The sequence below is a fragment of the Tenacibaculum sp. SDUM215027 genome, from assembly GCF_050566205.1.
Classification (GTDB): Bacteria; Bacteroidota; Bacteroidia; order Flavobacteriales; family Flavobacteriaceae; genus Polaribacter.
Window position 1 is genome coordinate 503,476 of the sequence record NZ_JBNXUE010000001.1, and the last position, 14,034, is coordinate 517,509.

The 14,034-nt window shown below is 30.8% G+C and carries 16 protein-coding genes; 5 read left to right on the forward strand and 11 right to left on the reverse strand.

Annotated features, from left to right (window positions below; translation table 11 throughout):
* Positions 1–41: 41 nt before the first annotated feature.
* The 5 genes from ACQYZ7_RS02350 (at position 42) to ACQYZ7_RS02370 (ending at position 3,619) form a co-directional block, all read left to right on the forward strand.
* The gene (locus ACQYZ7_RS02350; protein ID WP_430728192.1) at positions 42–818 is read left to right on the forward strand and encodes a DUF4382 domain-containing protein; all 777 of its coding nucleotides are present in this window, start codon (positions 42–44) and stop codon (positions 816–818) included.
* Positions 819–899: 81 nt separating this feature from the next.
* Entirely contained in the window at positions 900–1,484 is a 585-nt protein-coding gene (locus ACQYZ7_RS02355) for a Crp/Fnr family transcriptional regulator (RefSeq protein WP_430728193.1), read from the forward strand.
* Between the two features lie 73 nt (positions 1,485–1,557).
* Positions 1,558–2,850 (forward strand): aminopeptidase P family protein, encoded by a 1,293-nt coding sequence (locus ACQYZ7_RS02360; protein WP_430728194.1) that lies wholly within the window; start codon positions 1,558–1,560, stop codon positions 2,848–2,850.
* A 114-nt stretch (positions 2,851–2,964) separates the two neighbouring features.
* Positions 2,965–3,180 (forward strand): PLD nuclease N-terminal domain-containing protein, encoded by a 216-nt coding sequence (locus ACQYZ7_RS02365; RefSeq protein ID WP_430728195.1) that lies wholly within the window; start codon positions 2,965–2,967, stop codon positions 3,178–3,180.
* Positions 3,181–3,196: 16 nt separating this feature from the next.
* Positions 3,197–3,619: a hypothetical protein gene (locus ACQYZ7_RS02370; protein ID WP_430728196.1), complete on the forward strand. Its 423-nt coding sequence runs from the start codon at positions 3,197–3,199 to the stop codon at positions 3,617–3,619.
* A gap of 77 nt (positions 3,620–3,696) precedes the next feature.
* Here the strand turns inward: ACQYZ7_RS02370 and ACQYZ7_RS02375 are convergent, their stop codons facing one another.
* The 11 genes from ACQYZ7_RS02375 to ACQYZ7_RS02425 form a co-directional block, all read right to left on the reverse strand.
* A complete protein-coding gene (locus ACQYZ7_RS02375; RefSeq protein WP_121146511.1) occupies positions 3,697–4,059 on the reverse strand; it encodes a cupredoxin domain-containing protein in 363 nt (120 codons plus the stop codon).
* Positions 4,060–4,162: 103 nt separating this feature from the next.
* A complete protein-coding gene (locus tag ACQYZ7_RS02380; RefSeq protein ID WP_430728197.1) occupies positions 4,163–4,720 on the reverse strand; it encodes a carboxymuconolactone decarboxylase family protein in 558 nt (185 codons plus the stop codon).
* 388 nt (positions 4,721–5,108) lie between these two features.
* Positions 5,109–5,954: a helix-turn-helix domain-containing protein gene (locus ACQYZ7_RS02385; protein WP_430728198.1), complete on the reverse strand. Its 846-nt coding sequence runs from the start codon at positions 5,952–5,954 to the stop codon at positions 5,109–5,111.
* A 142-nt stretch (positions 5,955–6,096) separates the two neighbouring features.
* On the reverse strand, positions 6,097–6,381 hold the full coding sequence (locus ACQYZ7_RS02390) for a hypothetical protein (RefSeq protein ID WP_430728199.1): 285 nt from the start codon (positions 6,379–6,381) through the stop codon (positions 6,097–6,099).
* 531 nt (positions 6,382–6,912) lie between these two features.
* Entirely contained in the window at positions 6,913–7,224 is a 312-nt protein-coding gene (locus ACQYZ7_RS02395) for a hypothetical protein (protein ID WP_430728200.1), read from the reverse strand.
* A complete protein-coding gene (locus ACQYZ7_RS02400) occupies positions 7,221–7,769 on the reverse strand; it encodes a zincin-like metallopeptidase toxin domain-containing protein (protein ID WP_430728201.1) in 549 nt (182 codons plus the stop codon). Before ACQYZ7_RS02400 ends, ACQYZ7_RS02395 begins: the two co-directional genes overlap by 4 nt.
* Before the next feature lie 280 nt (positions 7,770–8,049).
* On the reverse strand, positions 8,050–8,532 hold the full coding sequence (locus ACQYZ7_RS02405; protein WP_173360496.1) for an SMI1/KNR4 family protein: 483 nt from the start codon (positions 8,530–8,532) through the stop codon (positions 8,050–8,052).
* Between the two features lie 12 nt (positions 8,533–8,544).
* A complete protein-coding gene (locus tag ACQYZ7_RS02410; RefSeq protein ID WP_430728202.1) occupies positions 8,545–11,358 on the reverse strand; it encodes a hypothetical protein in 2,814 nt (937 codons plus the stop codon).
* A gap of 10 nt (positions 11,359–11,368) precedes the next feature.
* Positions 11,369–11,968, reverse strand: coding sequence for a hypothetical protein (locus ACQYZ7_RS02415; protein ID WP_430728203.1), 600 nt, complete (start codon positions 11,966–11,968; stop codon positions 11,369–11,371).
* 260 nt (positions 11,969–12,228) lie between these two features.
* Positions 12,229–13,227 carry a hypothetical protein gene (locus ACQYZ7_RS02420; protein WP_430728204.1) on the reverse strand — a complete coding sequence of 333 codons (999 nt, stop codon included), beginning with the start codon at positions 13,225–13,227 and terminating at the stop codon, positions 12,229–12,231.
* Positions 13,228–13,348: 121 nt separating this feature from the next.
* Positions 13,349–13,966, reverse strand: a complete 618-nt coding sequence (locus ACQYZ7_RS02425; protein WP_430728205.1) for a hypothetical protein — start codon at positions 13,964–13,966, stop codon at positions 13,349–13,351.
* Positions 13,967–14,034 lie beyond the last annotated feature (68 nt).

Below are 14,034 nucleotides of genomic sequence, written 5' to 3' on the forward strand. Positions count from 1 at the left end.
AATCTTGTTATAATTACTGTGTATTACAAAAACCAATAATTATGAAAAAACATGTTTTATTACTAGTTGCATTAGCAACTTTTTTTACCGCCTTTGTTAGCTGTTCTAGTGACGACCCTCAAACGTCTAAAGTAGCAGTACGCTTAGTAGATGCTCCTGGAGATTATGATGAAGTAAACATCGACGTACAGGACGTTATGATTAACTCGGGAGACGAAGAAAACGGTTGGCAAAGCCTTGGAAACGTAGTGCCAAAAGTGTATAACTTATTAGAGTTAACTGGTGGAATTGATGCTTTGTTAGTGGATACTGAAATCCCTTCAGGAAAAATCAATCAAATTCGTTTGGTATTAGGTGAAAACAACACGCTTGTAAAAGATGGAGAAACACATCCATTAGCAACACCTAGCGCACAACAATCAGGATTAAAACTAAACGTACACCAAGATTTAGTAGGTGGTGTAAAATACACGTTTATCTTAGATTTTATGGTTGATAAATCAATCGTAGTTCAAGGCAACGGTGGTTATAGTTTAAAACCAACTATTAGAGTGACTACTGAAGCTGCTTCTGGAGCTATCTCTGGAATGGTAAACCCATTTGAGTATCAAGTAGAAGTTGAAGCAGCTTCAGCAACTGATACAATTACAACGTTAACAAACGAAGATGGTAAATTTATGTTACACGGTGTTCCTGCAGGTACATACAATGTAACTTTTACTCCTGATGAAGCTTCTGGATTAACTGCTAAAACAGTTGAAGGAGTTTCTAGTGTATTAGGAGAAAATACCGATATGGGGACAGTTGAGTTAGAATAACTCACCAACATAAATTATTTCAAAGGATGCTGTAAAAAGCATCCTTTTTTTATACTTTTAAGCTAAAATTTATTCCGTAAAATGGACGCTTCAAAAAAAATAGTAGCACAACACCTTCAAGAAATCGTAAACGATAATATATTAAACGATCTCATTCCTGAGGTTATTGATCATTTTAAAGAATTTTCTTTATCAAAAAATGAATATTTTGTTGAAAAAGGAGAAGTTTGCTCCTATTTCTGTTTTGTGGAAAGTGGCATTTTACAACATGCTGTATCGGTTTCTGGAGAAGAAAAAACTACCTATTTAGCTTTAAAAAATAGCTTTACCTCATCGTTAAAAAGCTTTTTACAACAAACCTCTTCTCCTAAAAATATTAAAGCACTTAGTGCTTGCAAACTTTGGATTATTACTATAGATGATTTTAAACACTTAATGAAACATAACAAGGCTTTTCATCAATTTTATTACAATTTAGTTGAGCATCAAATTTTTTTAATTGATGATTATCGAATTGATTTACTGATTTTAACTCCTGAAGAACGTTATAAAAAACTTCTTGTAAATGAGCCTAAGTTACTTCAGGAAGTTCCGCTACATTATTTAGCTTCCTTTTTAGGAATTTCTACTCGACATATGAGTAGAATTCGAAAAAATATAAATTAGCGCCAAATGGCTAATATTTGCACAGTTTCTTTCCGTATTTTTGAGGGAATCTTATCAATTTAATTGAATCATTATGAAGTACGACGCAATAAACAGTCAATTATTTATAAAAAATCGCAAGAACTTTATGGCTCAAATGAAGCCTAATAGTTTAGCTGTTTTTAACTCAAACGATATTTATCCTGTGAGTGCAGATAGCACTTTACCTTTTGAACAACATCGTGATATTTTCTTTTTAAGCGGAGTTGATCAAGAAGAGAGTATCTTAATTTTATTCCCTGATTGTCCGAAAGAAAATTTACGTGAAGTACTATTTTTACGTGAAACTAATGAGCATATTGCTGTTTGGGAAGGTGAAAAACTAACCAAAGAAAAGGCTTTAGAAACTAGCGGGATTAAAAACGTACACTGGTTACAAGATTTAGAAAAAGTATTAGCTGAAATGATGGCTTTAGCTGATACCGTTTATATTAATACCAACGAGCACTATCGTGCAAATGTTGAAACTGAAACTCGTGAAGCTCGTTTTACTAAATGGTTATTAAACAAATATCCTGCACATTCAGTTGCAAAAAGTAACCCTATTTTACAACGTTTACGTTCAGTAAAAGATCAAATTGAAATTGATTTAATTCAAAAGGCTTGTGATATTACTGAAAAAGGTTTTAGACGCGTATTAGATTTCGTAAAACCAGGTGTTTGGGAGTATGAAATTGAAGCAGAATACATTCACGAATTTATCAGAAATCGATCTAAGAAATTCGCTTATACACCTATTATTGCTTCAGGTAACAATGCAAACGTGTTACACTACATTGAAAATAACCAACAATGTAAGGCTGGTGATTTAATTTTAATGGATGTTGGTGCTGAGTACGCTAACTATTCATCAGATATGTCTCGTACAATTCCTGTTTCTGGACGTTTTACAGACAGACAAAAAGAGGTATATAATGCTGTAAATCGTGTAAAAAATGACGCGACAAAAATGTTAGTTCCAGGAACTCTTTGGGCTGAGTATCATGTTGAAGTTGGTAAATTAATGACTTCGGAATTATTAGGTTTAGGGTTATTAGATAAAGCAGATGTTCAAAACGAAGATCCTAACTGGCCAGCATATAAAAAGTATTTTATGCACGGTACTTCTCACCACATGGGGCTAGATACGCATGACTACGGATTGTTACATGAGCCAATGCAAGCAAACCAAGTATTTACAGTTGAACCTGGTATTTATATTCCTGATGAAGGTTTTGGTATTCGTTTAGAGGATGATGTTGTTGTTCAAGAAACAGGTGAGCCATTCAACTTAATGCGTAACATACCTATTGAAGCTGACGAAATAGAAGATATTATGAATAAATAGTATCATTTCCCATACTTTTAAAACGTCATTAAAACTCCTTTTTTTGGAAATTTTAATGACGTTTTTGTTTTTCTTGTTTTTTACTATTTTTAGTGTTTAAAAATTGTTATGATCATGACTTATTTAGAAATGATTGGAGTATGGCAACTAATTTTAATCTTAATTATTTTAATTGGAATTATTCCAACAATTATTGCTCTTGTTGATATTTTAAAAAGTGAGTTTAAAGGAAACAATAAAATTGTTTGGATTCTCGTTGTTTTATTAGCTAACTTTTTTGGTACTGTTTTATATTTCCTAATTGGAAGAGAGCAAAAAATAAAAAAGTAAACAAAAACCCTTCACCATGAAAAACCTACTTTACATCTTTGCTTTTGCATTGATTTCATGTGCTTCTAGCCAAATAAACAAATTTGATAATTCCGATTTGGTCGGAACATGGAATTGGACCAATACCGATGGTGGTTTTGGAAACCACATTCATAAAACCCCTGAGTCACTTGATAAAAAAGTACAACTTACCTTAGAAAAAGACTATCAGTTTTCAATTTTTGAAGATGGTAAAGAAACTTTAAAAGGCACCTACGCTCTAACAACAAAAAAAGCTATTTATTCAAATAAAGAAGAAAGATTCATACAACTATCTGGTGACCAACAAATTTCTGGAATTATACTGTCAGGAATCATTAGAGTTACAAAACCTAACGTCTTAGAGATTTCCGATAATAATTACGACGGACTAGGAAGCATGTTTTCACGTGTTGAATAAATAAAATCTTTTTTTATTAAAAACACAAAAGAGCCCTAAATAAGGGCTCTTTAAAATTATTAATCAAATTTTAATTATTACTTCACCGTTAAAGTGTATTGAGGTGTTGGATTCAACGGGCAAAAGTAAACGTACTCTCCTTTTGTTAAGGTTACTTTTTTAGAGCTTGACTTACTATTGTTTTTTACCAAAGATGTTACGTATGCATTTTTTATATGATGCTTTTCATCTGTTTTTCCCTTTGGCGCTAATACAAAACCTACATCATGTCCAACATTTTTATTAGAAATTTCAAAAACATAAGTTCCTTCAGAAAGTGTTAAAGACTGTTGGGTAAACTTTCCTTTTGTTTGTTCTAAAGAAATGGTTTTTGCTTTTTGTGCATTTGCTGTAAATGCAAATCCTACTAATAATACTAAAATAGCTACTACTTTTTTCATTTTTATTGATTTTTATGGTTTTACTTTTTTTAAGACGAATAGCTTTGCAACCAAAACCCCATAACTACACTCTGTTAATAAAGCTACAAGAGCTATTCGTTTTTTATGCGTTTTGTTTAAATTTTCCTGCTTCTACTTTTGGAAAATCAACTTCGGTTTCTGCAATATGGTTTACATAATTTGTTAAGGTATTTGCAACAACATTTAAAACGATTTCTAAAATATCTCCGTCATTATATCCTGCTACTTTTACCTCAGCTATTTCTGCTGAACTCACATTTCCTTTGTTTTTTGTAACACTTTGTGCAAATTTTAAACCTGCTTTGGTTTTTGCATCAGAAGCCTCAGCTTGTCTATTTTGTTCAATTTCTTCTTCTGATAAACCATTGTTTTTTCCAATGGCTGTGTGTGCAGATAAACAATAGTTACATTCATTTTCTTCTGCAATAACTAAAGCTAATTGCTCTCTAAACTTGTTTGAAAAGTTTCCACTTCCGTTTAATTCTCCTAAGCTTAAATAACTTTGTAAAAGTGCTGGTGAATTCCCCATTACTTTAATTAGGTTTGGAATAAATCCTAACTTATTTTGAACTGCATCAAACAATTCTTTTGATTTTCCTGTTGTGGTTTCTGGATCTAAAGTTTCAATTCTTGTACTCATAATTTTAATGTTGTCTTTTTAGTTTATTTTTTCGCAGTTACATAATTCTCTTTCTGGAAACTGCTCGTCGTATTCTTGATATCCCCAACAATTTGGGCATTGGTTAATTTCTGTTCTCATAATTCCTTGTTTTTGAATTCTGGTACAAAGGTGCGACAGGAATAGACCTTAAAAAATGGACAAAGGTTCTTAAAACTTGGACATACTTTTTTGCTAACAGTTTTCTTACAAAAAGCTAGCTTTTTATTCACGGTTTCATAAAGTACAGGTAACGTATTAACATGTTTACTGTAGTACTTTTATCTCGTCGAAAAAAGGTTGTTTGTATTAGTGTAACAAAAAACTTTATTAGTTGTGTAGTTTACCACGCGTTGCGTGGTTTTTTCTTTTATAAGCTATAGCTTCTTTTAAATTGTTTTGGCGATTGCCCAGTAGATTTTGTAAAAAATCGAGAAAAGTACGCAGGGTCATTGAATCCTAAATCAAAAGCAACTTCTTTAATAGAATCATCTGTATATAACAACAACCTTTTTGCTTCGGTTATAATTCTATTTTTTATAAAGTCGCTTGGTGTTTCTGTTCCTATTTTTTGAAGGTGTTTGGTTAAGGATTTTGGTGATAAACCTAATCGATAGGCATATTCTGTAACTCGGTGTATCTTTTTAAAATTTTGTTCTACCAATAAACTAAAATCTTTAAAAAGCTTGGTTTCTACACTCTCCTTTACAACATCTTTTTCTTTTTTTATACGTACAGAATATACAATAAACTGCTTTAAAAGCGATTGTAGCATATCGTATTGGGCTGTTTCTTCTAACTCAAACTCTTCTATTAGGTTTTGAAGAATAAAATCTAATTTTTGCGTTTCTTTTTCTGAAGGTACTACAAAAGGTGTTTCATATATATTATTAAACAATACTCCATTACACGATACCTCAGCATCGTGCGTTTGAATACAGTAAAAATCTCTAGTAAAACTAAGCTGATAGGCTTCTTTAATTTTTTCTGAATCTACTGAAAATATCTGCCCTGGTGATAAAAAAAACAATACTCCATCTTCAAAAGAGTAACTTTTAAAATCGATATTATACCTCCCTTTTCCTTCTTTTATCCAAAACACCTTGTATTGATCTATTTGCTGTGGTGAGTTTACCACACACAGTTCTTCAAACTGAACTGTTTGTAACGAAAAAATATTTTGATAGGAATAGTTTTGAATATCTTGTACCGCCATTTATACATAGTTTTATCGTTTGTCGAAAAAAACAGGAAGAGCTGACAAGCTTTTTATAATTAAAAATTCGCTTTAAAATCCGAATAGTTTATTGTTCGGGTTTTAAAGCGAATTTCAATAAGCTTATTTAAGTTACTAGACCCTATAACGGTATATTATTTAGTTTTCTATGAATAGCATCATTAATCATTTTACTAAACGTATACTTTACATCTTTTAAAAAAGGTTCAAGCTCTTCATAAGCGCCATACGGATCTAATATATATATATCCGGATCTTCTTTATCTTCGTCTAAAAAAAAGATACTATATATACTATCTAGTCTATCAAAGACAAAATAAGGTCGATTCATTGTATATCCACAATTTTCTAAACTTTCTTCACAATCTTCTCTTAATTCTTCAAAATCATCATATTCATATACCATTCCCGTAGCTTCACTTTCTCCTCCAATTAAAAAATATTCTTCTAAAGATTCAGGAAACTCTTTCCCTTCATTAAACTGATTTCTAATGTTTTGTATTTTTTTTCATCAAGACCTTTTAAAGAAATCCTATGACTCAACTTAGGATTATCTTTCAACTGTTGCATATATTTTAATTCCATATTTCTATTTCTTTAGATTTTCTTTATAAATTTTATTATATTTATTAATACTTTTTTTTATCTCTGGATAAGTTCTCTTTAGTTTAGTAAACCCTTCTATTGTTTCATCAGTTTTAACCACAAACTTCACTTTTTTACCTAGTGTCTTTAAATATTCTTCCAACATAACAAACTCACGAGAACAACTGGTACACTGAGCAAAAATATTACTGGTTTCTATCACAAATTCATCAGCTTTATTTTATTTACGTGGTTTTTTTAAGAAAAAAAATATAACTATCATCTTTGATACTAAAAAGCGATTCCATTTTATCTTGAATCGCTTTTTAAGTTTCTTCTATAAAAAGAATCTTTATTCTTCTTCTATTTTATAGTATTTCCCTTCTTTATTTTTTTCTATTTCAAATAAAATCATGTTAAAATTATGGTAGTATAAAGGCTCTCCCGTTTCATCTGAAATAAATAATAAATCTATATTATCAAAAATAGCTTTGACGAAAACTGTCCAACAAGGTATAATTTCTCCCTCTGATATACCAAAACCTATTTTATATTTTTCTTTAAATAATGCTCCATCTGTACAATCTTCGAAATAATATTCACCTCTAAAGTCTTGTATAATTTTCTTCGCTTTTTTTATAATTTGTTCTTCTGTATGTTTCATAATTTTATTTTTAATAAATCTATACCTGCTTTTTCTCTTACACTATTTACGTATCTTAAACTATGCTCTAGCTCTTTTTGTGTCCAATTTCTTTTTCTTGACCAAATTTGTTCCCAAACATAGGTTTCTTTTTGCCACGGCTTTAATGGATGATATACTTCTCCTAATTCTTCAAAATGCTGTAGATGTGCCTTTTCATGAAAAGCAACCAATTCAGTTGCTTTTTCTCCCAAAACCATCTGTTTCGTTTTTGCATCAAAAGCACCTGCAAAACCTTCTTTTTTCATGAAATAAAATAAATCTTGCGCTTTTTCAAATTTTATTCCGTTTAGTAATATTGGTTTAAATTGATTGGTTAATTTCTTGATTTTTAAATCTTCTTCCAAAAGTAATAAAACTCCTTTCTTCTTCAATTCTCCTCTTAATTTTCTTATTTGAGAAGCTCTTAACACTTTTCCTCCCAATTTACCAATTTCTGGTGGACGTGCCATTAAACTGGCTTCAATTATTTCATTAAGAGCATCATTTTTACCAACCTCATCCAACTCCCCTTTCTTTATTAAATCATCTAAATACTTTTCTAAATCATCTGTGTTTTTGACAATTTCTTTTGCGCTCTTTTGTAATCTTTAATTACTTCTTCTAATTCTGGATAAAAGTCCTTTAAATTTTTAAATTTTTTTATTCTATTATCCGTTTTTACTATAAAACTAACTTTTTTCCTCTAGCCTCAAGAATTTGTTTTAAAAGTATAAATTCAAAATAAAAATAGGTGCACTTTTTATTTGTGCACCTATGTTATTATATAGATCTATTTATTGATACTTACCATATCCCTCTTTCAACAATGTCATAGGCTTGTTCAATAGCTCCTTCAATCCCTTTACTAAAGGTATTCTTAGATTTTACTATTTTTTGTGTCTCAAAATTATTATTATGGTCATAATCTACAACATAAATGTATGGATCGTCTCCTTCATCTAAATAGAAAAAAACAAATTGCTCACAACCATTACTTTCGGCATATAGCCAAAAGGGTCTCTTAATTTTTGTTCCAAACTCCTCCATTGTTTCTTTCATAATTTCTTGATGCCAATCGGATGCTAATGTTTCCAAATCTGCAGTATCATATAATGGTAATGCTCCACAATAGTCTCCAGCCAAAAACAAAAATTCTCTATACGCTTGAGGAAACTTTATTTTAAATTTTTTTTCTACTTTGTCAATTTCTTCCTCTGAAACTCCTCTTATCTCTCTTACTCCTATTTTTTTATTTTCTACTAACTTTTTCAAATATTTTATATCCATAATTTATGCTTTTTAGATTATTCCTAGTTTTTTTAAATCATTATTTCCTTGAACAAATTCTCCTTTCCCTAAATAAACTGCTCTAACATCTATGTCCTTAATATCATAAATTTCTTGACGAATAATAATCTGTTTTTTACAAGATATACAGGGTTCATACAATGTGTTTAATATCATATTTGTTACCTGAATGTTTTCTTTACCATATGTAACATGAAAAACAGACAAATCTTCATCAAACGTATCTAGCATTTTTACTTCACTATCTTGAAAACGATTTTTAAAATCACCTGTTTGTTTGTCTATCGCTTGAAAATGACTATCTAATTCGTTCCTGTCTTTTAACTCCAATTGCCTAATTAGATCTTCTTGGTTTGCCGACTTGACTAAACCTTCAGCTGATTGTCCTTTTCCTGCAATTGCTTTATACTTTAAAGTTACTTTTTTTCCCTGAACTAACAAATCTACTTCTAAAATGGCTGTATTTTTATTGAAAGCACTTTTCTTTAACTTTCTCAAGTCTAATAATTCCTCTATCTCTGATTTTAATAATGGCTTTGATAAAGCAATGCTATTCCATTTTTCGATAATAACTACATCAGAATTTAATTTCAATAAAACACTTTTATACTGTTTATAAAACACCTGTTTCAATCTTCTTAAAAATGCTTTTTCTGCAGCATGTGTTAACTTTGGTACTATTCCTAATACTTTTAAGTCTTCTATATATTGTCTATATACTGTAAATAATTCTTCATAAAATTTAAACTCTTCTAATTCACTAATCTTTTCATTTCGGACAAGGTCATCTAAAGATTTAGTGAATTTAGGGTTTTCAACAAGTTCCTTAGCTGTTTTAGATAATTTATCTTTTAAAAACACTGTTGCTTCACCCGCTAAAGACAACATTTCTAAATAAAATAAGTATTTGGTTATGGCTTTTCCTAATTCAGTATCTTCAAAACCTGTAAGTTTAAACAAAATATTTACGGTAGCTGCACTTGTTTCTATAAGCCCTGTAGCAGCTGTTACTGCTGTAATTGCTGTAGTGAGTTGTTTGGTTTTAAAAAATAAGGTTTTTCCGTTTTTTAATAAGTTTACCAAGCGACCTGCTTTTAGAATGTTTCCTACCCCAGAAATCGTGCTTAAAATATCTACTGTATATTCCGCTCCTTTTAACACATTTTGCCAAAAAGCTGTTTCGTTATTTGCAAATAATATAAAGGCTGGTAATTTAGTAAATAGTGTATTTGAATTTTCTTCTTCTTTTAAAATAAACTTAGGGTTTTCACTATTTACCAATACTACAGGTGAAAATGGATGATATTGATACGCTATCTTTTCTTTCTTTTCTACTAAAATTTTTTGTGTTGTGTCTTCTCTCTCTATTTCTTTTTCTTCTAACTCTCCTGTCTTTATAATTACCGAAATATCCATTAGGGAATTTTTACCTTCCCAGTTTATATTAGCATTGTCGGTATAAAACCCAAGTTTCTTATCAGAACGATAGTCTAACAACACAGGGCTTTTTTCGGTAATGTTGATTAGCTTATTTGTTTCTGGGTTGATGTCAGCATATGAACTACTTTTCCAGATCTTCCAAATAAAATATACGTAGGTTTGAAACTGCTCTCCATCTAACCCTTTTACAAGCTTATACAACAATAGTTTACCATCTACTTTTCTGGTAATTAAATTGGTGATAAATTCATTATTAATACCTGCTATATGTTGCTTTTCCTTTTCGGTTTTAATAGTTCTATTACCAAATGTCTCTTCTATCTGTTTATGCGTATATCTGTGGTAAATAATTTTTAACAGCTTTAGTATCAAGTCTTCTTCGTTAATACTTAAGTTATTACGAACATACCCTTTTGCTAAAATTTCTAAGGTGTTCCATAAAGAGGCATTCCCTTTAAACCTATCGTATAAAGGTTGTGATAAGTGATATATTAATGCTACTTTTTTTCCATCGGCTCCACTTCTATTTAAAATTCCTACTATATGTGCTGCAACTTCTACTAAAAAATAGCTACGCCATTTTGAGCTGTAATCATTAAACTCATCGTAATAATAAAAGATGGTTTGGTTTAAAAAGCTTAATACTGTTGTTAACTCTTTAAAGTGAATTCGTATCCCCATAAAAGGATAATCTTCTTCAGCAGGTACTGCTCTTCTAACTTCGTTACTATCTTTTTTATAATAATATGATAATTGATAAGTATATTCTCCTCTTGCACCACTTCTGGATAAAATAGGAAAACGATGTAATAACCCTCCTGTATTTTCAGATTCTATTTTTATTTTTTCATTAGCAGAAGTTCCATATACGTTTGTATAATGGTATGTTACTATAGGTGTAAATTCTTTTATGTAAGAAAATGTACTAGGTTTATAGCTTATATAATCGTTAGAACTACTAGCATAGGTATTAGAAACTACCGCTACTAAATGATTTTCTTCATTTATATAAAATTCATATCCTTCCTTATATAGTTCATCTGGTATCTTTACTTCTTTAAGGCTAGCAAGATCTTCTTTATCAAAAACTCTTTCATCTTTATCATAAGAAATGTTTTTATAAAAAATTTCTCCCGAACTAAAAGCATGTATGGTATATGCTACATTATTAGCACCTATATACAAAATTTGAGGTATACTAACTTCCTTGTATACTTGTTGAAAAGCCCGTATTTGCATTACCTCTTCTTCAAATAATGCTTGTTGTGTAATTTTCTTTAAAATTACTTCTTGGCTTCCTTTTTCTTTGAATTCTGGTATTTTCAAGTACTCAAGTAAATCTTCTATATCTATAATTTTTTTCATTCTTTTTCTTTTAATTCAACAATCGATATCCTACCCCAATGTTATGGGTGGGTTGATTGAGTTGGTTGATATTTACTCGGTAACTAGCAAACCATTTTCCTTTTCGGTTGTATTGCAATCCGAAACTGAGGTTGTCAAAGGTTTGTGGATTTCCTCCCATCTCGGTAAAGAGATACAAGCCACTTCTATAGGTTTTTGGATGCTCAATCGTTTTGGTAATGGTTATCTCTCGAGGTACTTTGAGTTTGTATGATAGCTGGCTATCTAACATTTTTCCTTTTACCAAATCGTAGTTGTAAATCTCGATATCGGTGTTTTGTAAGGTATCTCGGTATATTTTTGCCACTACATAATTGGTGGTATCTTTTATAAAAATGGTGTCTTTTACAATCTTGGTGACATCATTTTTATGCACATACACTTTTTGGTATTTAATGGTTTGTACCTTAAACGTGTCTATTTTGGTTTGCCAAACGGTGTCTTTTACTACCGTAATTTTAGGGGTTTGGGGTATTATTTTTTGACTTCTCTTACTAAAAAGATTGACAAATAACAGCACTATAATGACACCCAATAGCAACCTATCGGTTTTATGATTAAAAAAATTCATGATGTTGTTGTTTTAGCGTTTATACCATTTACAACTTGAAATTATAACTGGTATTAGAAAAATGTTTGTCAGTTCAAAGAGCAAAGGATGAGTGACGAGAAACCTCTTAAAGATGAGATTTCTCCTCGATTGCTTCGCAACATACTTTCAATCAAAATATATTTTGATTTCAGTAGCGATCGAAATGACACAGAACACTAAAAATTACTTGAAAAAAGAACCACTAAAAACTGATGTTAGTGGTTAGACTTTGTTTTGGGTTATGGTGTGTATACGTTTGTTTTGTATGAGCCACTTATTCTAAAATCTCCACCTGTAAAAGTGACTAAAGGTATACTAAGAGCGTCTGTATAATTATATAACGCAATTTCTGTAAAACCAAACCAATCCATAACTGCTCTATCTAAATTACTACTACTTATATCTGAATTCTTTAAAACTTTAATAATAAAATTACTAGTTCCTCCGAATACTTGGTTTTCTGGTAATCCAGTTACTTTTAAAGTGCCTGTAGGAGTTCCAGAAGTAGTAATATTTTCAAAAGATATATAAAAATTCACAATATTTCCTGTTCTCGTGTAGTTAGCCATTGTAGTTCCTACTGAATAAGTAGCTCCACCTCCATCATCTACTAAAGATGGAGTAAAACTATCTTCCTTGTAAAAATCAGGTTTTTGTAAACCCGCATTTGTACTTGTTACTGTTGGTATAATTGCATCTGTTCCTGTGCTAGAGGCTAAAGTTCTTGTTGTTGCATCGTATGATAAATTGGTGGCTCCTCCGCTACCTCCAGTAGCATTAATTACGGGTTGTAATGGATCAGTATTATCAATGGTAATATTTGTTCCTGCTTGATATTGAGGAATACTATCTTTTAAGTTACTCAAGTCTACTGTAAAAGTAGAATTATCGTCTCGTGTAAACGTTGCTAATCCATTAGCATCAACAGTACCTGAAACCAAACGTGCTAAGTTGGTATTATCTAAATACGGTGTTAAGTCAATTTGTGAGACGCTTACTCCGTCTTTTAATAAATCAACCGTATTAGTTCCAGAAATGGGTGATAAGTTATATTCAGGCACTTGTTGTTCAGAAGCTACACTTACCTCTCCTGTTTCATCAATGACAAATCTTCGGTTCGCTTCTCCTTCAGGCTGTTTGGCATCGATATAACTATCAATTAAATCGGAATATTGTTGTTGAGTTGGCTTATCGCCTGTTTCAAAAAATTGCTTTAAGGTTTCTTTGTTTTGTTTCATTTTTGTTCTTTTTTATCGTTTTTAAATTTGTTTTTGATAAAAAAGAGCCACTAAAAACTGTTTTTGTTAGAGGCTAGACTTTTGTTTTTAATTTAAATATTAATTTCTATTTTTTTTACTTCTAACCCTCTGTTTGTCTTGATGTATATGAGAAGCTTATATACAACGTTTCATTATTCCAGACTCTATCTTTTAATTTTACTCTTGCAAAAACTGGCTGAATGAAACATCCGTAATTTTCATAAGTACCTATATTATAAACTATTCCAGAAGCTCCCACACCTACTGGAAACCCTATACCATTTAAAGTTATATATACCTCTTCATAAGTAGCTTGCCCATCGGATGTTACACCTGATAGTCTTATATCTACAAAAACACGATCTCCAATAGTATAATACTCCCCTTCTGAATTCTCTACTGAAAATGAAGAACCTGTAGCAAAAAAACTAGGTGTAAATACACCTTCTGTAACATTAACTCTAGGTGCTGCGTTAATCACTGGTTGTAAAGGATCTGTTTCATCAATCATAATATTAGTTCCTGCTTGGTAAGTTGGAACTTGCTGTTCAGAAGCTACACTTACCTCTCCTGTTTCGTTAATTACAAACCTTCGGTTGGCTTCTCCTTCTGGTTGTTTGGCATCAATATAACTATCAATTAAATCGGAATACTGCTCTTGAGTAGGTTTATCGCCTGTTTCAAAAAATTGCTTTAAGGTTTCTTTGTTTTGTTTCATTTTTGTTCTTTTTTATCGTTTTTAAATTTGTTTTTGATAAAAAAGAGTCGCTAAAAAGAGTGTTAGCG